19 protein-coding genes and 1 pseudogene are annotated in these 19,769 nt (G+C 73.8%); 10 read left to right on the top strand and 10 right to left on the bottom strand.

Annotated elements, in window-relative coordinates; genetic code table 11:
• Positions 1-110 precede the first annotated feature (110 nt).
• Together BKA18_RS07085 and BKA18_RS07090 are read left to right on the top strand one after the other, a co-directional pair.
• On the top strand, positions 111-911 hold the full coding sequence (locus BKA18_RS07085; protein ID WP_006607668.1) for a response regulator transcription factor: 801 nt from the start codon (positions 111-113) through the stop codon (positions 909-911).
• Positions 908-2,071: a sensor histidine kinase gene (locus tag BKA18_RS07090; protein ID WP_366047822.1), complete on the top strand. Its 1,164-nt coding sequence runs from the start codon at positions 908-910 to the stop codon at positions 2,069-2,071. The genes BKA18_RS07085 and BKA18_RS07090 overlap by 4 nt, the downstream gene beginning before the upstream one ends.
• 25 nt (positions 2,072-2,096) lie before the next feature.
• Here the strand turns inward: BKA18_RS07090 and BKA18_RS07095 are convergent.
• The 6 genes and pseudogenes from BKA18_RS07095 to BKA18_RS07120 all read right to left on the bottom strand — a co-directional run.
• A pseudogene (locus BKA18_RS07095) lies at positions 2,097-2,834 on the bottom strand (MFS transporter); the annotation flags it as partial.
• 66 nt (positions 2,835-2,900) lie between these two features.
• A complete protein-coding gene (locus BKA18_RS07100; protein WP_366047824.1) occupies positions 2,901-3,527 on the bottom strand; it encodes a helix-turn-helix domain-containing protein in 627 nt (208 codons plus the stop codon).
• Positions 3,528-3,617: 90 nt separating this feature from the next.
• Complete coding sequence (locus tag BKA18_RS07105; RefSeq protein ID WP_366047825.1) at positions 3,618-4,310, bottom strand: cytochrome b/b6 domain-containing protein; 693 nt, start codon at positions 4,308-4,310, stop codon at positions 3,618-3,620.
• Positions 4,294-5,046, bottom strand: a complete 753-nt coding sequence (locus BKA18_RS07110) for a molybdopterin-dependent oxidoreductase (RefSeq protein WP_366047826.1) — start codon at positions 5,044-5,046, stop codon at positions 4,294-4,296. The genes BKA18_RS07105 and BKA18_RS07110 overlap by 17 nt, the downstream gene beginning before the upstream one ends.
• A 52-nt stretch (positions 5,047-5,098) precedes the next feature.
• The gene (locus tag BKA18_RS07115; RefSeq protein ID WP_366047827.1) at positions 5,099-6,067 is read right to left on the bottom strand and encodes a hypothetical protein; all 969 of its coding nucleotides are present in this window, start codon (positions 6,065-6,067) and stop codon (positions 5,099-5,101) included.
• 340 nt (positions 6,068-6,407) lie between these two features.
• The gene (locus tag BKA18_RS07120; RefSeq protein WP_366047828.1) at positions 6,408-8,063 is read right to left on the bottom strand and encodes an FAD-binding dehydrogenase; all 1,656 of its coding nucleotides are present in this window, start codon (positions 8,061-8,063) and stop codon (positions 6,408-6,410) included.
• 210 nt (positions 8,064-8,273) lie between these two features.
• On the opposite strand from BKA18_RS07120, the gene BKA18_RS07125 reads away from it, so the two are divergent.
• The 7 genes from BKA18_RS07125 to BKA18_RS07155 all read left to right on the top strand — a co-directional run bounded on the left by BKA18_RS07125 (position 8,274) and on the right by BKA18_RS07155 (position 14,305).
• Complete coding sequence (locus BKA18_RS07125; RefSeq protein ID WP_366047829.1) at positions 8,274-9,167, top strand: DMT family transporter; 894 nt, start codon at positions 8,274-8,276, stop codon at positions 9,165-9,167.
• A gap of 182 nt (positions 9,168-9,349) precedes the next feature.
• The gene (locus BKA18_RS07130) at positions 9,350-9,883 is read left to right on the top strand and encodes an NUDIX domain-containing protein (protein ID WP_366047830.1); all 534 of its coding nucleotides are present in this window, start codon (positions 9,350-9,352) and stop codon (positions 9,881-9,883) included.
• A 37-nt stretch (positions 9,884-9,920) separates the two neighbouring features.
• Entirely contained in the window at positions 9,921-10,331 is a 411-nt protein-coding gene (locus BKA18_RS07135; RefSeq protein WP_093482389.1) for a YidH family protein, read from the top strand.
• 3 nt (positions 10,332-10,334) lie between these two features.
• Positions 10,335-10,694 carry a DUF202 domain-containing protein gene (locus tag BKA18_RS07140; protein WP_366047831.1) on the top strand — a complete coding sequence of 120 codons (360 nt, stop codon included), beginning with the start codon at positions 10,335-10,337 and terminating at the stop codon, positions 10,692-10,694.
• Positions 10,695-10,820: 126 nt separating this feature from the next.
• Entirely contained in the window at positions 10,821-11,843 is a 1,023-nt protein-coding gene (locus BKA18_RS07145) for an MBL fold metallo-hydrolase (RefSeq protein ID WP_366047832.1), read from the top strand.
• 169 nt (positions 11,844-12,012) lie between these two features.
• Positions 12,013-13,065: a phosphotransferase family protein gene (locus BKA18_RS07150; RefSeq protein WP_366047833.1), complete on the top strand. Its 1,053-nt coding sequence runs from the start codon at positions 12,013-12,015 to the stop codon at positions 13,063-13,065.
• A gap of 7 nt (positions 13,066-13,072) precedes the next feature.
• On the top strand, positions 13,073-14,305 hold the full coding sequence (locus BKA18_RS07155) for an acyl-CoA dehydrogenase family protein (RefSeq protein ID WP_366047834.1): 1,233 nt from the start codon (positions 13,073-13,075) through the stop codon (positions 14,303-14,305).
• 72 nt (positions 14,306-14,377) lie between these two features.
• Here the strand turns inward: BKA18_RS07155 and BKA18_RS07160 are convergent, their stop codons facing one another.
• The 3 genes from BKA18_RS07160 to BKA18_RS07170 form a co-directional block, all read right to left on the bottom strand.
• Positions 14,378-14,983, bottom strand: coding sequence for a TetR/AcrR family transcriptional regulator (locus BKA18_RS07160; RefSeq protein WP_366047835.1), 606 nt, complete (start codon positions 14,981-14,983; stop codon positions 14,378-14,380).
• A 26-nt stretch (positions 14,984-15,009) separates the two neighbouring features.
• On the bottom strand, positions 15,010-16,671 hold the full coding sequence (locus BKA18_RS07165; RefSeq protein WP_366047836.1) for an AMP-binding protein: 1,662 nt from the start codon (positions 16,669-16,671) through the stop codon (positions 15,010-15,012).
• A 133-nt stretch (positions 16,672-16,804) separates the two neighbouring features.
• Positions 16,805-17,575: an SDR family oxidoreductase gene (locus tag BKA18_RS07170; RefSeq protein WP_096214409.1), complete on the bottom strand. Its 771-nt coding sequence runs from the start codon at positions 17,573-17,575 to the stop codon at positions 16,805-16,807.
• Between the two features lie 208 nt (positions 17,576-17,783).
• Here BKA18_RS07170 and BKA18_RS07175 point away from each other — a divergent pair, with 208 nt between their 5' ends.
• A complete protein-coding gene (locus BKA18_RS07175; RefSeq protein ID WP_366047837.1) occupies positions 17,784-19,058 on the top strand; it encodes an exo-beta-N-acetylmuramidase NamZ family protein in 1,275 nt (424 codons plus the stop codon).
• Here BKA18_RS07175 and lspA read toward each other — a convergent pair.
• Positions 19,049-19,663 (bottom strand): signal peptidase II, encoded by a 615-nt coding sequence (gene lspA / locus BKA18_RS07180; RefSeq protein ID WP_366047838.1) that lies wholly within the window; start codon positions 19,661-19,663, stop codon positions 19,049-19,051. The two genes, BKA18_RS07175 and lspA, sit on opposite strands and share 10 nt — an antisense overlap.
• Positions 19,664-19,769: the final 106 nt, after the last annotated feature.

Below are 19,769 nucleotides of genomic sequence, written 5' to 3' on the forward strand. Positions count from 1 at the left end.
GTCACCGGTTACCGGAGTCTTACGGATACGGCCCCGGCCGCCCGCCGCCTCGGGTGCTGGTGTTGGCTGGCACCATGACCTGCCGCCTCCCGGGAACGGCACGCTGACCCGTGCAGCCCGCCACACCGCCCGCCACGCCGCCGCCCGTCCCCGTATCCGGGCCGCCGCGCCGTGTCCTGGTCGTCGAGGACGATCCGACCGTCGCCGAGGTCGTCACCGGCTATCTCTCCCGCGCCGGCTACGCCACCGCGCACGCCGCCGACGGTTTCGCCGCCCTCGACCGGGCCGCGGACTTCCGCCCGCATCTGGTCGTGCTCGATCTGATGCTGCCGGGCCTCGACGGCCTGGAGGTGTGCCGCCGGCTGCGCCGGTCCGCCGACGGCCCCCCGGTGCCGGTGGTGATGCTCACCGCGCGCGGCGAGGAGGCGGACCGCATCGCGGGCCTGGAGCTGGGCGCGGACGACTATGTGACCAAGCCGTTCAGCCCGCGGGAGCTGGTGCTGCGGATCGGCTCGGTGCTGCGCCGTGCGGAGTCCGCGCCGCCGGCCGCGTCGGCGGCCGCCGTGCTGCGGGCCGGGGACCTCAGCGCCGATCCCGCCGGCCGGCGGGCCGAGCGCGCAGGGCGGGAACTCTCCCTGACCGCCCGCGAGTTCGATCTGCTGGTCTTCCTGATGCGCCACCCCGGGCAGGTCTTCTCGCGGGACGAGCTGCTGCACCGGGTCTGGGGCTGGGAGTTCGGCGATCTGTCCACGGTGACCGTGCATGTGCGGCGGCTGCGCGAGAAGATCGAGGCGGACCCGGCCGCGCCCCGGCTGGTGACGACGGTCTGGGGCGCCGGCTACCGCTTCGACCCCGTACGGAGCGAACCGCCGCAGGACGGGCCGCTGCTGGGAGGCGACCTGCTGTCATGAGCGACTTCCTGGTGATCGTGGCGCTGGCGGCGCTCGGTGCGGCGCTGGCGGGACTGCTCGCCGCGCCCGCGGTACGGGCCCTGCGGCGCCGTTCGGTCGCGCTGTCGCTGTTCGCGGTGGCTGCGCTGGCGGTGGCCGCGATGGCGGCGGGCACCGTGGCGGTCGCCCAGGCGATGTTCCTGTCCGGGCACGACCTGGGCGTGGTGATGGCCGTGGTGGCTGTCTCCGGAGTGGTGTCGCTGGCGGCCGCGCTGCTCTTCGGGCGGCGGATCGCGGCGGGCAGCCGGGAGCTGGCGCGCTCGGCCCGTACGGTCGGCAGCGAGGGCGGCTTCGTGGCGCCGGCCGAGCCGCCGACGGCCGAACTGGCCGCACTGTCACAGGCGTTGGAGGAGACCAGCGGGCGGCTCGCGGAGGCGCGGGAGCGCGAACGGACCCTGGACGCCTCCCGGCGGGAGCTGATCGCCGGGATCTCCCACGATCTGCGCACCCCGCTCGCCGGGCTGCGGGCGATGGCCGAGGCGCTGGAGGACGGGGTCGCCGAGGACACCGCGCGCTACCACGCACGGATGCGGGTCGAGGTGGACCGGCTGGCCGCCATGGTCGACGACCTCTTCGAACTCTCCCGTATCCAGGCCGGGGCGCTGGCCCTGACGCTGTCCCGGGTGTCGGTCTACGACCTGGTGGACGAGGCGCTCGCGGGCGCCGGGCCGCTGGCGCGGGCGAGCGGGGTGCGGCTGGTGGCCGGTGGGGTGGTGCAGCTGCCGGTGCATGTGGACGCCCAGCAGATCACCCGCGTGCTGGGCAATCTGCTGGTCAACGCGATCCGCGCGACCCCGGCCGACGGGACCGTCGCGGTCAGCGCACGGCAGGAGCAGGGCCGGGTGGTGCTGGCGGTGGAGGACGGCTGCGGCGGCATCCCGCCGGAGGATCTGGGGCGGGTCTTCGACACCGGCTGGCGCGGCGGCGCGGCGCGCACGCCCCGGGCGGACGGCGAGAGCGGCGCCGGGCTGGGGCTGGCGATCGTGCGCGGCATCGTGGAGGCACATGAGGGCCGGACGACGGTGCGCAATGCCGGGGCGGGCTGTCGCTTCGAGGTCGAACTGCCCGCCGTGGGACCGCCGCCGGCCACGGACGCACCGGCACTGCAGCCGGCCGGGTGACGCGCCCTGCGGGACGGCCCCTGCCTCAGGCCCCCGGCAGTGGCGTCACGCCGTCCCGCCCCGCCGGCTCCGGGCCGCGCGCACCGGGCCCCGGCTCGTCCTCCACGGGCCGTACCGGCAGGTCGCGCACCCGCCCGATCGGTGAGAAGAGCAGGATCAGGGCGGCCAGCGGCACACCGGCGGTCATGATCCACATGGCCGGGCGGACGCCGAGGGCCGAGCCGAGCGCCCCGCCGAGCAGCGCCCCCAGGGGCAGCGTGCCGTAGTTGAAGAAGGCGCTGCCGGCGATCAGCCGGCCGAGCAGGGCAGGTGGGCAGTACCGCTGCTGGAAGCTCACCTTGAGGACGTTGCCGGCCACCACGCCCGCACTGACGCCGAAGCTGCCCGCGACGTACAGCAGCGCCCCGGCTCCGTGGACGGCGAGCGGCACGAGCAACGCGGCGCTGGACAGGCCGAGTTCGGACAGCAGCAGGGCGCGGGCGGTGCCGAACCGGCCGGCGGCCCGGCGCGCCAGGAAGGCCCCCGCGACACCTCCCGAGGCGCCCAGCGCCAGCAGCCCGCCGACCGCACCGGGCGCCAGGCCGACCTCGCGGACCAGGAAGACCGCCGCGATCGACTGATAGCCCATGAGCGCGAGGTTGGAGACGGCGCCGAAGAGCGTCAGCGTACGGAACCACACATCGCCGGCGACCAGCCGCAGCCCCTCGGCGAGCTCCGCGGTCATGGCCCGCAGTCCGCGCTCGCGGGCTGCCGGACGCGCCTCCGAACTTGCCCGCCGTCTCCCCGCACCACAGCAGCCGGAAGTCCCGGTGCCGGCGCAGCAGTCCGCTCATCGCTCGCCCCGCTCCTTGCGCGGGAAGGACTGCAGCTGGACGAGGACCGGCTGCCCCGCCGCCTCCTCGGCATCGGACGCGCGCTGCGCCGCCGCCCGGTGCCGGTCGACGACCTCGGCCAACTCCGCGTTCAGTGCCGCCAGTTGTGCGGAGCTGAGCCGCAGGTCGTGCCACTGGGTGAGGGTGCCGGCGTTCCGCCACTCGGCGTCCCAGTCCTCGGTGAGGTCGTCGACGACCCGGTGGAATTGCTGCTGCACCAGTTCGTGCACGTAGACGGACAGGGCGCCGCGGGTGTCCGGATCGTCGCGGAACTCGGTGGTGTTGAGGTTGTTGCTGCCCCGGGGCGCCCGCCACCAGCGCTCGCGCCGGGTGCCGCGCCCGGTCTCCTCCTCGATGAAGCCGTGTGCGGCGAGGTGGCGCAGATGCCAGCTGACCGTGCCGGTGTTCTCACCGAGGCGGCCGCCGAGCCCGGTGGCGGTGTCCGGGCCATCGAGCCTCAGCAGTTCCAGGATGCGCATGCGCAGGGGATGGGCGAGGCCGCGCAGACTGCGGGCGTCCATCTGCCGGGTGGGCGGTGCACCGGAGGCGGCCGGCCGCGACGGCGGCCCAGGGGTGTCGGTCATGGACGGCAGGCTAGGACCGCAGAGGGTCCCTTGCAGAGGGTTCTCTGCATAGCTGTCTGAAATCGATACCCCGGCAGGTCGGACGGGTCGTCAGGCCCGCGGCTCGCGCCGCTCCCCGTCCCGCTCCCCGTCCCCATGCCGCCACAACGGATGCGCGCGCCGAGCCCACCCCGCATCGACGGAGCCCGTCCGCATCCCGCGGCGGGACTCGGGATCGCCGTACGCCTTCCCGACATGACCGGCGATCACGAGGATCACTGCGAGCGCGAGCCAGTCATGGACGAACGTGGCGCCGGTGCGCCAGACCAGGGGCACGGGCGTCCCTGCTCGTACGAGGCCGAGCGCCTGCGGGAGGGTGGACCACATCAGCAGGCCGGTGCCGAGCATCACCAGCACGGCGCCGGCGATCCAGGCGGCGTAGAGCTTCTGGCCGGCGTTGAACTTTCCGGCCGGGCGGCCCCCGCGGCGGCGCAGGGCGGCGCTCAGCCACCGGCGGTCGTGCGGGCCGTAGCGGTTGAGGAGGGTGAGGTCGGCGCGCAGGGCCCGGGAGAAGAGGCCGAGCAGCACGGGCACCGGCAGCAGGATGCCGGACCACTCGTGGACGGTGACCATCAGGGCGCGGCGGCCGACGAGTTCGGCGAGGAAGGGGAGGTAGAGACAGCCCGCGGTGAGCACGCAGACGGCCATCAGGGCGGCGGTGGCCTGGTGGACCCGGTGTTCGGCGGGGGTGAAGCGCCGTACCCGGGGGCGGGCCGCGGACGGATCGTCAGGTGGTGGGGGCATCGTCGCGTCCGTTCGACCGGCCGACCCAGGCATCGACGTCATATCCGAGGTTCTCCCAGTATCCGGGCGCGACGTGGTCGGTGACGGTGATCCCGGAGAGCCACTTCGCCGACTTGTAGAAGTACATGGGCGCGACGTAGAGGCGGACCGGGCCGCCGTGTGCATGGGCCAGCGGTTTGTCCTGCATCCGCAGGGCGACCAGGACGTCGTCGCGGCGGGCCTGGGCGAGGGTGAGGGACTCGCTGTAGGCGCCGTCGAAGCAGGTGAAGCGGACCGCCTTGGCCTCCGGGCGGACACCGGCGGCGTCGAGCAGCGCCGAGAGGCGGACACCCTCGAAGGGAGTGCCGGGCACCCGCCAGCCGGTGACGCACTGGACGTCCCGCACGAGCCGGGTCTGCGGCATCCGGCGCAGGTCGTCGAGGCGGTAGCTGGTGCGGTGGCGGACCAGGCCGTCGACCGTGAGGCGGTAGGTGCGGGCGTCCTTGTCCGGTACGGAGCCGGTCACCGAGTAGTAGCGGAAGCCGCCGCCGGCCGGGAGCAGACCGGACAGCCCGGTGGGGTCCTTCTGGGCGGCGGCGCCGAGCGTCTCGTCGTAGGCGCGCTGGAGGAAGGGGGCCGCGGCGACGCCGGCGGCACCGGCGGCGAGCATGCCGAGCACCACGCGGCGGCCCACGGGGGCGCCGCGCCCGTCCTCGCCGCCGCCCGCCGCGCGGGCCGGATTCGCGTCCTTGGTCATTCCCCGATTCGAACACCCCGCGGCCGCCGGGGCCAGCGTCCGGGCCCCGGCGTCAGACTTTCGTCATCAGCAGCGCGGCACCGGGCGCCGGCGTCCCGGCGCGGCGCAGGGCGGTGGCGCGGGCGGCCCGGAACGCGGCCTCGGCGTCGCGGCCCGCGTACGACCACGGGGCGCGGGTGGGGTGCGGGCCGATGCGCTGGAAGAGCGCGGCGGCCTCGGCCATCCGCCCCTCGTGGAACATGGCGTGGGCGAGGAAGTTGAGATCGATCGTGCGGCGCGGATGGTCCTCGCCCTCCCACTCCAGCCACCAGTCGAAGGCGGCCTGGAGGACCTGATGGGCGTGCGGGGTGGACCAGTGGCCACAGTCCGCGGGGTCGGGCGGTGCCAGGCCCGCGGCGGCCAGGGCGCGGTAGCGCTCGGCGTGCGCCACGACGGGCAGCAGGGCGAGCGGGGAGTCGGCGGGGGCGCGTTCCGCGGCCCGGGCGGCGAAGTCATGGGCCGGGTGCCGCGGGCCGTCGCCGCCGTCCGGCTGCCGTTCGGCCAGCGCGGCCGTCATCAGGTGGTGTGCGTGGTGGTGGTCGCGGTGCCGGGCGCGGATCTGCCGGAAGGCGTGCCCCTGTCCGTCCGGGGTGCCGCGGCGGCGGGCGAGGATCAGCGCACCGAGCCACGGGGTGGGGTCGTCGGGCAGCATCCCGGCGGCGGTGGCACACGCCCGGGCGGCGGCCGTGGGGCTGCTCGCGCCGCGCAGCGCGAGCCGGACGGTGGCGAGGGCCAGGAGGGTGGCGGCGTCACCGCTGTCCGGTTCGGCGAGCAGCCAGTCGGCGGCCCAGGCGGCGCTGCCGGGAGAGGTGGCCAGGACGGTTAATCGGTGGCCGCGCAGATCCCAGTCGGCGCCGGTCCCGGTGAGCAGGGTGCGCACCCGGGCCCATTGGCCGAGCGCCAGCGCATCGGCGGTGACGGCCAGTTCGGCATCGTCGAGGGCCGGGGCGAGGGCCCGCAGGTCCGGGCTGCAGGTGGGCACGAGGGACGACGGTGGGGGCGGTGGGGACGGGGTAATCGAGATCACGGGTCAGCGGGCTCCATGACGCGCCGCACCGGCCGTTCGCCGTACCGAGCCGTCCTCGGCGGGTGGGGCCGGATCTGTGCGCGCCTCTACAGAGGGTGATGGCGTGGTCCGTACCAGTCATCACGGACAGCAAAGCGGTACGCAGAGCTCCGCGTCAAGACGGGAAGGGGAATGGCTGGATCCGCCAACCCCCGTTACGTATCACGGTATTGGGCCGGCGGGCCAACCGGACCCGGTACCGTCCGCCCCTCCCCCGGTCCGCCGCTCCCCCGGCCCGGCCCGCTCAGGACACCGCTCAGGACACCGCCCGGGCCGCCGCCCGCCCCGCCGTCCGGCCGGAGAAGAGACAGCCGCCGAGGAAGGTGCCCTCCAGCGAGCGGTAGCCGTGCACCCCGCCGCCGCCGAACCCGGCCGCCTCACCGGCCGCGTACACGCCCGGCAGCGGTGTGCCGTCGTCGGTCAGCACCCGCGAGGAGAGGTCGGTCTCCAGCCCGCCGAGCGTCTTGCGGGTGAGGATGTGCAGCCGTACGGCGATCAGCGGGCCGGCCTTGGGGTCGAGCAGCCGGTGCGGCGCGGCGGTGCGGATCAGCCGGTCGCCGAGGTACTTGCGGGCCCCGCGCACCGCGGTCACCTGGAGGTCCTTGGTGAAGGGATGGGCGATCTCCCGGTCCCGCGCCACGATCTCGCCGCGCACCGCCTCCTCCGAGAGCAGCGGCTCCACGGTCAGTTCGTTCATCCGCCGGACCAGATCGGTCAGCGACCGCTCGACGACGAAGTCCGCACCCTGGTCCATGAACGCCTGCACCGGGCCGGGCGCGCCGGACCGGGCCCGGCCCAGCACCCCGCGGATGCTCTTTCCGGTCAGATCGGGGTTCTGTTCGGAGCCGGAGAGGGTGAACTCCTTCTCGATGATCTTCTGGGTGAGCACGAACCAGGTGTGGTCATGGCCGGTCGACATGATGTGCTCAAGGGTGCCGAGGGTGTCGAAGCCGGGGAACAGCGGCACCGGCAGCCGCCGGCCGCGGGCGTCCAGCCACAGCGGGGACGGTCCGGACAGGATGCGGATGCCGTGCAGCGGCCAGATGGAGCTCCAGTTCTCGATGCCCTCGGTGTAGTGCCACATCCGGTCACGGTTGATGAGCCGGCCGCCGGCCGCCTCGGCGATGCCCAGCATCCTGCCGTCCACATGCGCCGGCACCCCGGAGAGCATCCGCCGCGGGGGCTTGCCGAGCCGCTCGGGCCAGTTGGCGCGCACCAGCCCGTGATTGCCGCCGATACCGCCGGAGGTGACGATCACGGCCTGGGCCCGGAGCTCGAAGGCGCCGGCCACCTCACGGCTACTGGGCCGCCCGCGCACGACGTCCGAGGGCTCCAGGACCTCGCCGCTGACGGTGTCCACGCCCCCGGCGCGGCGCGACAGTCCGGTCACCCGGTGGCGGAAGCGCAGCTCGACCAGGCCGCGGGCGGCCCCGGCCCGCACCCGCCGCAGAAACGGGGCGAGCAGCCCCGGCCCGGTGCCCCAGGTGATGTGGAAGCGGGGGACGGAGTTGCCGTGCCCCGTCGCGCCGTAGCCGCCGCGCTCGGCCCAGCCGACGACGGGAAACAGCCGTACGCCCTGCCGGTGCAGCCAGGAGCGCTTCTCACCGGCCGCGAAGTCGACATAGGCCTCGGCCCATTTGCGCGGCCAGTGGTCCTCGGGCCGGTCGAACCCGGCGGTGCCCAGCCAGTCCTGCCAGGCCAGCTCCTGGCTGTCGCGGATCCGCAGCCGGCGCTGTTCGGGGGAATTCACCAGGAAGAGGCCGCCGAAGGACCAGTGGGCCTGCCCGCCGAGGGACTGCTCGGGCTCCTGGTCGAGCAGGATCACCTTGCGTCCGGCGTCCACCAGTTCCGCGGTGGCCGCCAGCCCCGCCAGCCCCGCTCCGATCACGATCACATCAGCGTCGTACGCCATCTGCTTCTCCTCAACGGGGCACGCCCGGCGCCCCGGGCCGCCGTGGTGGAACGATCCTCAGCGCACCCGACTGCCGCGTCAACCACAGGGTTACTGCGCGGTACCGCAGGGCGCGCGGGAGAATGGTGGGTGACGAGGGCCACCCCACGCCCGACGCCGGATGACTATCCTCAGGCGCAATCCCCCACCCCGCGCGATACGAGGTGCGACGTGACGGTGATACTGCTCGCCCTTGGAGCGGCGTGCTGTCTGGGACTCGGCTTCGTGTTTCAGCAGGCCGCGGCGCAGCACGCCCCGATGAAGGACTTCCTCTCGGTCCGTCTGCTGCTCGATCTGGTGCGGATGCCGCTGTGGGTGGCCGGTATCGGGCTGATGGTGGCCGGGATGGCGCTCGGCGCGATCGCGCTGGGGATGGGCGACATCACTCTCGTGGAGCCGCTGCTGGCGACCAATCTGCTGTTCGCGATGGCGCTGTCCCGGCGGCTGACCCGGCAGCGGCTCGGCCGCAGCGGCTGGGCGGGGCTGTGGTTGCTGGCGGGCGGGGTGACGGCCTTCATCGTGGCCGGCCGTCCGCAGGGCGGGCGCAGCAGCGCCGATCAGACCTGGCAGTGGCTGATCATGGGCATGGTGCTGGGCGCCGCCCTGGTGCTGGCGGCGGTCGCCAAGCGGGAACGGGTGCATGTGAGCCTGGAGGCCGCCCTGCTGGGCGTCGCCGCCGGGCTCCTCTACGGGCTCCAGGACGCACTGACCCGGATCAGCGGGGAGAACTTCGGGCGCGGCGGCTGGGGCGCCCTGCTGACCAGCTGGCAGCCGTACGCCATCGTCGTGCTCGGGGTGCTGGCGCTGGTGCTGGTGCAGAGCGCCTTCGAGTCGGCGCCGCTGCGGCTCTCGCTGCCCGCGCTGACCGCCGCCCAGCCGCTCGCCGGGATCGCCTGCGGGGTGGGATTTCTCGGCGACCGGCTCCAGGTGACGGCCGGCGCGCTGGCCTGGGAGGTGGCCGGGATCGCGGCCGTCGTCGCCGGCATCGTGCTGATCGGCAGCCATCCGGCGATGCCGCCGGGAGCCGGCCGGCGGGAGGACGTCCGGGAGCTGGAGCCGCGCTGAGGCCGGCGGGCCCGGCGGCTCTTCCCAGAGCACGCCCCCTGGGACGTCCCGTGACCCGTCCGGCCCCGCGTGCACTCCGCCGTCAGGGCCCTCCTCGTGCCGTGCCCGGGGACCCGGCCACGGCGTGGCAGGACCGGCGCCCCGCGGGGTGCGGCCCCCGCACCTGGTGATTGCATGGCCTCATGACCGATCAGCAACCGCTCAACGCGGACGAGATCCTCGATGTCGTGGACGAGAACGATCAGGTCGTGGGGCAGGCCCCACGCGGTGCGGCCTACGCCCGCAGAATGCGCACCCGCTGCTCCTTCATCCTGGTCCGGGACGCCGAGGACCGGATCTTCGTGCACCGCCGCACCCCGCAGAAGCTGGTCTTCCCCGCGCACTACGACATGTTCGTGGGCGGGGTGGTCGGCACCGGCGAGAGCTATGACGAGGCGGCGCTGCGCGAGGCGGAGGAGGAGCTGGGCGTCCAGGGCCTGGCTCGGCCCGAGCCGCTGTTCAAGTTCCTCTACGAGACGGCCGAGCACACCTGGTGGTCGGCCGTCTACCAGGTGCGCTGCACCCTGCCGGTCGCCCCGCAGGAGGCGGAGATCGACTGGTACGCGTTCCTGACCGAGGAGGAGCTCACCCGGCAGCTCGACGTGTGGCCGTGGACGCCGGACGGGATGGCCGCCTACCGGGAGCTGCTCGCCCGGCGGGAGGCGGGGGACCTCTGATGCGACCGGTGTGCGGGACCGACCTAAGGTTTCGGCCATGATCCTCACTGACGGGCTGCGGTCGGCCGGCGCGGCCGTACGGCTGTGGTTCGCGCCCGCGCGGATCCGCGCGGAGGGCACCACCCCCGACTACCGCTTCTCGCTCGCCAATGAGCGCACCTTCCTCGCCTGGCTGCGCACCGGGCTGGCGCTGATCGGCGGCGGGTTCGCGGTGGACCAGTTCCTGCCCCGGCTGCACCCGGGGATGCGGGTGACCTTCACCGTGGTGCTGCTGGCGGGCGGGGCGCTGTGTGCGCTGCGGGCGGTCAACCACTGGGTGCGCTGCGAGCGGGCGATGCGGCGCGGCGAGGACCTGCCGGTCACCCGCTTCCCCACGGCGCTGGCGCTGGCCGTCGGCGTGCTGGCGGTGGCGGTGGTCGTGCTGGTGCTGCTCGGCCGGACCGGCTGACCGGTGGCGGGCGGAGCGCGGCCGGACGCGGGGGCGCCGCGTCCGGCTCCCGACCGGGACCCGGGGCTGCAGCCGGAGCGGACCAGGCTGGCGTGGCGGCGTACGACGCTGTCGGCGACCGCGATGGCGGTGCTGGCCGGCCGCCAGCTGCTGGGCAGCCGGGCGCCGGGGGCGGTGGAGGTGGTTCTGGTGGTGCTGATGGGGCTGTTCTGGCTGGCCTTCGTGGCGCTTGCGCACCGCCGGATGCAGGCGATGACCACCGGCCGCCCGCCGGGCCTGCCGCCGCGGACCGCCCTGCTGCTGGTCGGCTGCACCCTCGCGCCGGCGCTGTGCGGCGGGGTCATGCTGGTGCGGCCGGGGTGAGGACGACGGGGGCGCGGTGCCGCCGCGGCGCCCGGCGGCGGTAGCGTGACGCGACCCCCGCGACCCCGCGGCACCAGGGGCCCGGGCCGCGGGGCTGACGGGTCATCGGACGACGGGAGACACCCCATGGACGACGAGACGGCACCGCCCACACCGGCGCCGCACTCCGCGGACCCGGCACGGACCACCGGGCCGGACGCCGACGGGCCGGCCTCGGCGGCACCACCCGCCGCCGGCGCCGCCGTACCCGAGCCGTACCTCACCGAACCGGCCCCCGGCGTCCATGCGTTCATCCAGCCGGACGGCGGCTGGTGCCTGAACAACGCGGGCTTCGTCACCGACGGGGACGCCACCCTGGTCGTGGACACCGCCGCCACCGAGCGCCGGGCCCGTCTGCTGCGCCGGCGGATCGCCGAGAGCGGCGCGCCATCGCCCCGCACGCTGGTCAACACCCACCACCATGGCGACCACACCTACGGCAACGCCGTCTTCGCACCGGAGGCGACGGTCCTCGGGCACGTCTCCTGCCGCCGTGAGCTGCTGGCCGCCGGGCATCAACTCCATGCGGTGTGGCCGGAGGTGGAGTACGGCGACATCCGGCTGACGGCCCCGGAGGTCACCTACACCGACGAACTGACCCTGCACACCGGCGGCATCGAGGTGTGGCTGCTCCATCCGGGCGTGGCCCACACCACGGGCGACACCCTCGTCTGGCTGCCCCGGCAGCGCCTCGTCTTCGCCGGTGACCTGGTCTTCCACGGCGGCACCCCGTTCATCCTGATGGGTTCGCTGACCGGCTCGCTGCGCGCGCTGGAGCTGCTGCGCTCCCTGGACGCGGTCACCGTCGTCCCCGGGCACGGGCCGGTGACCGGCCCCGAGGTGTACGACGGCATCGAGCGCTATCTGCGGTTCGTCGGCCGGCTGGCGCAGGAGGGCCGGGCGGCCGGCCGTACGCCGCTGGAGGTGGCCCGCGAGGCGGATCTCGGGCCGTTCGCCGAGCTGGCCGAGAGCGAGCGGCTGGTGGCCAACCTGCACCGGGCGTATGCGGAGCTGGCGGGCGCGGCGCCGGGCGCACCGCTCGATCCGATCGCCGCCTTCGGCGATATGGCGGCGATGAACGGCGGGGTGCCGATGGCCTGTCACGCCTGAGCTCCGCCCTCCTGCCGCAGGCAGCCGGGGGAGGGCCGGGGCCGCGGCGATGGCGGGAATTCCCCTGCGTGACGGACGCCCCACGCCGGGCCACTGGACGCCATACCGACTAGTCGGCATGATCGTGCCCAGCGACCGATGGACCGTCCACTCCGCATGGAGGAGCACGATGAGCAAGGGCACCCCTCCCCCGCCGGCCCCGGGCCGGGAGCAGCCTCCCGGCCTCGACCTGGAACGATTGCGCGCGCACCTGGACCGGGAGCGGCCCGGGCTGACCGGCGGGCCGCTGCGGGCGGAGCTGATCGAGGGCGGGCGGTCCAACCTCACGTACCGGATCACCGACGGCACCGGCTCCTGGGTCGTGCGCCGGCCGCCGCTGGGCCATGTGCTGGCGACCGCGCACGACATGCGCCGCGAGCACCGGGTCATCAGCGCGCTGCACGACACCCCGGTGCCGGTGCCCGAGGCGCTGCTGCTGTGCGAGGACGAGTCGGTGATCGGGGCGCCCTTCTACGTGATGGAGCTGGTGGCGGGCACCCCGTACCGCACAGCGGCGCAGCTCGCACCGCTCGGCCCCGAGCGCACCCGCGCGGTGGTCCTCTCCCTGGTCGACACGCTCGTGGACCTGCACGCGGTGGACCCGCAGGCGGTCGGGCTCGGCGACTTCGGCCGGCCGGACGGCTTCCTGGAGCGGCAGCTGCGGCGCTGGGGAAAGCAGTTGGCCGCCTCGAAGAACCGCGAGCTGCCGGGCATCGAGGAGCTGCACGAGGCGCTGGGCCGGGCGCTGCCCGCCTCCCCGGCGCCCGCCGTCGTGCACGGCGACTACCGCCTCGACAACGTCCTGGTCGGCGCCGGGGACACCATCGAGGCCGTCCTGGACTGGGAGATGTCCACGCTCGGCGATCCGCTGACCGACCTCGGGCTGCTGGCGATGTACAGCTCGGACCTGGGCCTGCCCCAGTCCCCGGTGAGCACCACCAGCGGCGCGCCCGGCCACCCTTCGCCGGCCGAGCTGATCGAGCGCTATGCGGCCCGCTCCGGCCGGGACGTCTCGGCCCTCCCCTGGTACACCGCCTTCGCCTGGTTCAAGCTCGCCGTGATCCTCGAAGGCATCCACTACCGCTTCACGCTCGGCCAGACCGTCGGCGCGGGGTTCGACCGGATCGGCGAGCTCGTCCCCGTCTTCATCGACCACGGACTCACCACCCTCAAGGAAGGCTGAGGCACCCATGGACTTCGCATTCGACGCCCGTACCGAGGAGCTGCGCGAGCGGCTCCTGACGTTCATGGACGAGCATGTGTACCCGGCCGAGCAGACCGCCCATGAGCAGCGGGCCGCGCTCGCCTCGCCGTGGGACACCCCGGTGATCGTCGAGGAGCTGAAGGCCGAGGCCCGTAAGCAGGGGCTGTGGAATCTCTTCTTTGTGGACCAGCACAGCCTGCCGGACGCGGAGCACGGCGCCGGGCTGACCAATCTCCAGTACGCGCCGCTGGCCGAAATCACCGGCCGCAGCCCGCAGTTGGCGCCCACCGCGCTGAACTGTGCGGCGCCGGACACCGGCAACATGGAGGTGCTGGCCCAGTTCGGCAACGAGGCGCAGCGCAAGCAGTGGCTCCAGCCGCTGCTGGCCGGCGAGATCCGGTCGGCGTTCGCGATGACCGAGCCGGAGGTGGCCTCGTCGGACGCCACCAACATCGAGACGCATATCGCCAGGGACGGCGACGAGTACGTCATCAACGGCCGTAAGTGGTACATCTCCGGGGCGATGAACCCGCTGTGCCAGATCTTCATCGTGATGGGCAAGACCGACCCCGACGGCTCGGACATCCGCCGTCAGCAGTCGATGATCCTGGTTCCGCGCGAGACCCCCGGCCTGGAGGTGAAGCGCGCCATGCAGGTCTACGGCTACGAGGACCACTACCACGGCGGCCATGCCGAGGTGGTCTTCCACGACGTACGGGTGCCGGCGGGCAATCTGATCGGCGAGGAGGGCGGCGGCTTCGCCATTGCCCAGGCCCGGCTCGGCCCCGGCCGGATCCACCACTGCATGCGGCTGATCGGGATGGCCGAGCGCGCCATCGAGCTGATGTGCCGCCGGGCGGTGAGCCGTACGGCCTTCGGTCAGCCGCTGGCCCGGCAGGGTGTGGTCCAGGGGTGGATCGCGGACGCCCGGGTGGCCGTGGAGCAGCTGCGGCTGCTGGTGCTGAAGACCGCCTGGCTGATGGACACCGTCGGCAACAAGGGCGCCCACACCGAGATCCAGGCCATCAAGATCGCCACCCCGCGCACCGTCGTGGACATCCTCGACAAGGCGGTGCAGTTGCACGGCGCCGCCGGGGTCAGCCAGGACTTCCCGCTGGCGGAGCTGTGGGCCGGGGCCCGCACGCTCCAATTGGCGGACGGGCCGGACGAGGTGCACCAGCGGTCGCTGGCGCGCCGTGAGCTGAAGAAGTACCTCTGAAGGCCCGAGCAGCCGCAGAACGGCGAAGGGCCCCGCGACCACCGGCGGTCGCGGGGCCCTTCGCCGTGCGCGCTACGGCCGCAGCGCCCGCAGCAGCAGTTCCGCGAGGTGGTCGGCGACCTGCTGCGGGCTGAGCGGGCCGTCCTCGCGGTACCACGTGCCCAGGTGGTGCACCGAGCCGAAGTGGTAGTCCACGACGAGGTCGGCGGGGATGTCGGCGGCGAACACGCCGGTGCGCTGGCCCTCCTCGACCAGGGCGCGGAACCGTTCGTGGTAGCGCCGCCGTTCGGCGCGTACCTGCTTGTCCTTCTCCGGGGCGAGGTGGTGCATCGAGCGGAAGAAGATCTTGGTGTCGTCGAGGTTCTCGATGGTGGTGACGACGACATCGGCGGCCGCGTCCCGCAGCCGCTGCTCGACCGGCGCGTCGGCGCCGGCGAAGTGGTCCAGCCGCTCCTGCTGGAGCCGCAGCACCCGGCCGTAGACCTCGTGCAGCAGATCGTCCTTGGAGCCGAAGTAGTGGTACAGGGCGCCCTTGGTGACGCCCGCCGCATCGACGATCTCCTGGACGGAGGTGCGGTCGTAGCCCTGCTCCGCGAAGAGCCGGGTGGCGGTGGCCAGCAGCCGCTGGGCCACCGGCTTCGCCCCGCCGTTGCCGTTGCCGTCCTTCGTGCCGGCCATCGCCCTCACCTGTCCTTCGTGCCTTGTCATGCGCGGTGGCGCAGCTCCCGTCGGAGGATCTTGCCACTCGTGGTCTTCGGAAGCTCGGCCAGGATCTCCACCTCACGGGGATATTTGTACGCCGCGAGTCGCTCCTTGCAGTACGCGGCCAGCTCGGCGGGTTCCGAGGCGGTGCCGGGCCGCAGGCTGACGTACGCCTTCACCGACTCGCCACGGTAGGCGTCGGGCACCCCGACGACCGCCGCCTCGCGCACCGCGGGGTGGCTGTAGAGCACGTCCTCGACCTCCCGCGGCCACACCTTGAAGCCGGCCGCGTTGATCATGTCCTTCTTGCGGTCGACGACATAGAGCCAGCCCTCGGTGTCCATGAAGCCGATGTCGCCGGTGCGCAGCTCACCGTCCGGGAAGCCCTGGGCGGTGGCGTCCGGGCGGCGCCAGTAGCCCGGGATGACCTGCGGCCCGCGGACCGCGATCTCGCCCTGTTCGCCGAACGGCAGGTCCCGGCCCTGCTCGTCGATGATCCGTACGACGGTGTCGGGGCCGGGGACGCCGACGGCGAGGGTGCCGGAGACCTTGTCGACCGGCGCCTCCCTGCCCGGCGGGACGCTGGCGCAGGGGGCGGTGCACTCGGTCAGGCCGTACCCGTTGTGGAGGTAGGGGCCGAAGCCGGTACGGAACGTCTCGACGAGGGCGGGCGGCAGCGGAGCGCCGCCGGAGGACATGGTCACGAAGGACGCGAAGTGGTCGCGGGTGACCCCGGGGTGCGCCATCAGCGCCATATAGGCGGTGGAGGGGCCGACCGTATAGGCGGGCCGATGCTCCAGGAAGGCGTCCAGGACGACGCCGGCCTCGAAGCGGTAGGCGAGCGCGAGGGTGCCGGAGTTGACGAGGCAGGCCGCCAGTTCGCAGACCAGGCCGGTGATGTGGAAGAGCGGGGCGAGCGCGAAGTAGGTGGCGCCGTCGGGCAGGCCCAGACCGGTGCGCTGGCGCTCGGCGTTGTACGTGATGTTGCCGTGGGTGTTGGTCGCGCCCTTGGGGGTGCCACTGGTGCCGGAGGTGTAGCTGATCAGCGCGAGGTCGTCGGCGGTGAGCTGCGGGTCGGCCGGTACCGCACGTATCGGGCCGGCGGTGCGGGCGACGGTCAGCAGATCGTCGGCGCCCTCCTGCGGCTCCAGCCGGGCGCCGCGCAGCACCCGCCGGTCGTCGCGGGTCTGCAGATCCCGCTCCCATGCGGTGAGCGCGATCCGTACGGACGGGGCCCCGTCGGCGATCAGGCGCAGAAAGCCGTCCCAGGTGCGGTCGGCGCAGATGACGGCGGTGACCTGGGCGTCGTCCAGGATGTGCCGCATCTCGGCGGACTTGTACATGGGGTTGACCGGGACCACCACCCCGCCGGCCTTCCACACGCCGAGCACGGCGAGCACGAAGTGCGGGGTGTTCTGCAGCATGACCGCGGCCCGGTCGCCGCGCCGGAAGCCGCGCCCGGCGAGATGGGCGGCGATGCCGTCGGAGAGCGCATCGGTCTCGGCGTAGGACAGCCGGCCGTCGAAGTAGGCGAGCGCCGTGCGGTCGGGGACGCGGCCGACCGCGGCCCGGAAGGCGTGCAGCGTCGTGGGCGGCGGCTGGACGGGGGCGCGCTGGGCGTCGGTGAGCTGTGCCAGCCACGGCTTGTCCTGGTAGGAGGTCATCGGGTGCGGCCCTTTCTTCCTGATCGCCTGATCATCCCTGCGGGGGAACACCGGGGGTGTGGCGGGGGTGGTACACCGGCCGGCCCGGTGCACCACCCCCGTCCGTACGGGCGCAGTGCGCGCGCAGCCTCCCTCAGGAGCGGCCCTCGGCCTGCTCCAGCTTCTGCTGGAGGTGGTTCATCCCGGCCAGCCAGCGGTCGGGCTCGGCGGCCCGGGTCGCGTAGTAGCCGCCGACCTCCGGGTGCGGCAGGACCAGGAAGCGGCCCTCGGCCATGGCCGCGAAGAGCGCCTCGGCGACGTCCTCGGGCTCCACGGCGGTGGGCGTGAGGACCAGGTCGCCGGCGGCGCCGGTGGCGGCCAGCATGTCGGTGCGGACGCCCTGGGGGCAGATGGCGTGGACGTCGATGCCGCGGTGGCGGTAGGTCAGCGAGAGCCATTCGGCGAAGGCGTAGGCACCGTGCTTGGTGACGCTGTAGGGGGCCGCGGCGACCATGGTCAGCAGGCCCGCGGCGGACACCGTGGAGATGAAGCGCCCGCTGCCGCGCTCCAGCCACTCGGGCAGCAGCTCACGGGCGGCCCGGACATGGGCCATGACATTGACGTCCCAGGCCAGCGTCCAGTCCTCCTCGGACGCCTCGGGCCCGCCGCCGGTGCCGACCCCGGCGTTGGCGCAGAAGATGTCGATGCCGCCGCCCAGCGCCGCCCGCGCGGCCGGAACGACGCCGGAGGCGTCCCCGGCGACCGCGAGCGCCCCGATCTCCGCGGCGGTCCGCTGCGCCTTGGCCTCGTCCAGATCGTTGACCACGACCCGGGCCCCCTCGGCGGCGAACCGGCGGGCCAGGGCGGCGCCGATCCCCCCGCCCGCCCCGGTCACGACAACGGCCTTGTCCCGTACGGCTTCCACTGCGGTGTCTCCCTCGGTCGCGCCGAATCGGCTGCAGGCAGACTAACCAGTCGGTATGTCTTGGCGGAAGAGGCCCGTTTCCGTCACGGCCGCCGCCGGGCGGGCCGTGTGTCACGGCCGGGGCCGTTCCGCAGCGGGCCGGTGCGCGTTAGCGTGCACACGACACGTAGTCGCTGGATTACCGGCTGCTGATCACGGAGGTGTGCGGATGGCTCTGTCGAGACGTGTTCTGCTCGGGCGGCTGGCGGCGACCGGAGCGGCCGGGGCGGCCCTGACCGCGGCCGCGGGCCCGGCCGCCGCACGGCCCGCGCACGGCGGCCGGCGGCGGGTGCACACCGGCTTCGACCGGCTCGCCGCCGACGGCTACCGCCTCCTGGACGGCCGCACCGTCGGCGTCGTCACCAACCCCACCGGCGTCACCCAGGACCTGCGGCACCTCGTCGATGTGATGCACGCCGACGACCGGGTGCGGCTGACCGCGGTCTTCGGCCCCGAGCACGGCTTCCGGGGCACCGCCCAGGCCGGCGGCTCCGAGGGCCGCTACGACGACCCGGCCACCGGACTGCCGGTCTACGACACCTACAACAAGAGCGGCAAGGAACTCGCCGGCATCTTCACCGCCTCCGGTGTGGACACCGTCGTCTTCGACATCCAGGACGTCGGCGCGCGCTTCTACACCTACATCTGGACGCTCTACGACTGCATGGTGGCGGCGGTCCTCGCCGGCAAGCGCTTCGTGGTGCTCGACCGGCCGAACCCGGTCACCGGCCGCGCGGCCACCGGCCCGGTGCTCGACAAGGCGTACGCCTCGTTCATCGGCCGGGAGCCGATCGCCCAGGCGCACGGGATGACGGTGGCGGAGCTGGCGCTGCTGTTCAACGGCGAGTTCGTCCCGCAGGCCGCCGGGCGCCCGGTGGAGCTGGAGACCGTCCGGATGACCGGCTGGCGGCGCACCGACTTCTTCGGGGCGACCGGCCTGCCCTGGGTGCCGCCGAGCCCCAACATGCCCACCCCCGACACCGCCCTCGTCTACGCCGGCAGCTGCCTCTTCGAGGGCACCAACCTCTCCGAGGGCCGCGGCACCACCCGCCCCTTCGAGCTGCTGGGCGCGGACGGCATCGACCGGCGGTGGGCCGCGGCCGCCACCGAACTGGACCTGCCCGGCGTCCACTTCAGGGAGGCGTACTTCACCCCCACCTTCTCCAAGTTCCAGGGCACCACGATCGGCGGCGTCCAGTTGCACGTCCACGACCCCGAGGCGTTCGACCCGGTACGCACCGGCATCGGCCTCCTGGTGACCGCGAAGCGCGTCTGGAAGGGCTTCGCCTGGCGGCCGGACCACGGCATCGACCGGCTGACCGGCTCCGCGGCCGTACGGACGATGATCGACGCGGGTGCGGGGCCGGACGAGATCATCGCGGCCTGGCAGGAGGGGCTGCGGCGCTTCCGGTCGGTGCGGGAGCGCTATCTGCGCTACCGCTGAGAGCGCGCCGGGGAGGGCCGGCGCCCGCCGCCGCTCTGTTGGCGCCCGCCGCCGCTCCGGTGGACGGTGCCGTCGGGGTCCAGTCCGCGGAAGGCGAGCAGGACCACCAGGAACCCTCCGCAGCAGATCGACACATCGGCGAGGTTGAGGACGGCGAAGTGGGCGGGGGCGATGAAGTCGATCACCCCGCCCTGGAATCCGCCGGGCGCGCGGAAGAGCCGGTCGGTGAGGTTGCCCAGCGCCCCGCCGAGCAGCAGGCCGAGCGCGAGGGCCCAGCGCACGCTGTAGAGCTTGCGGGCCAGGCGCACGATGACGACGACCACCACCGCGGCGATGAAGCTGAACATTATGGTCATCGCCTCGCCCAGGCCGAAGGCGGCGCCGCGGTTGCGGAGGACCCGGAGCTGCAGCAGGGTCCCGATGACCTGTACCGCGTCGTGGTGTTCCAGCTTCGCGACCACGAGCAGTTTGCTGCTCAGGTCGAGGAGGTAGGCCAGGGCGGCGACCGCCAAGAGCACCGGGATGAGCCGTTTGCGCCGGACCGGGCCGCGCTCCTCGGCGGCGTCCGCCGCGGGTGCACCGGTGGTCTGCTGTGTTTCCGTCACGGGAGTCCCCCCAACGTTGTCCCGCCCCAAGCACCCCTGGTCGGGAACGAGCGTACGGCACCCCGGTCCGCCACCGGGCGGGCGCCACGGCCGGTTCCTGACGACA

Source organism: Streptomyces auratus, assembly GCF_050433025.1.
Classification (GTDB): Bacteria; Actinomycetota; Actinomycetes; order Streptomycetales; family Streptomycetaceae; genus Streptomyces; species Streptomyces sioyaensis.

Coding starts and splice junctions, on each gene's coding strand:
- BKA18_RS07135 (WP_093482389.1), top strand. CDS start 9,921: ATGATCCTCACTGACGGGCTGCGGTCGGCCGGCGCGGCCGTACGGCTG.
- BKA18_RS07145 (WP_366047832.1), top strand. CDS start 10,821: ATGGACGACGAGACGGCACCGCCCACACCGGCGCCGCACTCCGCGGAC.
- BKA18_RS07105 (WP_366047825.1), bottom strand. CDS start 4,310: ATGCCCCCACCACCTGACGATCCGTCCGCGGCCCGCCCCCGGGTACGG.
- BKA18_RS07165 (WP_366047836.1), bottom strand. CDS start 16,671: ATGACCTCCTACCAGGACAAGCCGTGGCTGGCACAGCTCACCGACGCC.
- BKA18_RS07100 (WP_366047824.1), bottom strand. CDS start 3,527: ATGACCGACACCCCTGGGCCGCCGTCGCGGCCGGCCGCCTCCGGTGCA.
- BKA18_RS07120 (WP_366047828.1), bottom strand. CDS start 8,063: ATGGCGTACGACGCTGATGTGATCGTGATCGGAGCGGGGCTGGCGGGG.
- BKA18_RS07130 (WP_366047830.1), top strand. CDS start 9,350: ATGACCGATCAGCAACCGCTCAACGCGGACGAGATCCTCGATGTCGTG.
- BKA18_RS07090 (WP_366047822.1), top strand. CDS start 908: ATGAGCGACTTCCTGGTGATCGTGGCGCTGGCGGCGCTCGGTGCGGCG.
- BKA18_RS07175 (WP_366047837.1), top strand. CDS start 17,784: ATGGCTCTGTCGAGACGTGTTCTGCTCGGGCGGCTGGCGGCGACCGGA.
- BKA18_RS07155 (WP_366047834.1), top strand. CDS start 13,073: ATGGACTTCGCATTCGACGCCCGTACCGAGGAGCTGCGCGAGCGGCTC.
- BKA18_RS07150 (WP_366047833.1), top strand. CDS start 12,013: ATGAGCAAGGGCACCCCTCCCCCGCCGGCCCCGGGCCGGGAGCAGCCT.
- BKA18_RS07160 (WP_366047835.1), bottom strand. CDS start 14,983: ATGGCCGGCACGAAGGACGGCAACGGCAACGGCGGGGCGAAGCCGGTG.
- BKA18_RS07110 (WP_366047826.1), bottom strand. CDS start 5,046: ATGACCAAGGACGCGAATCCGGCCCGCGCGGCGGGCGGCGGCGAGGAC.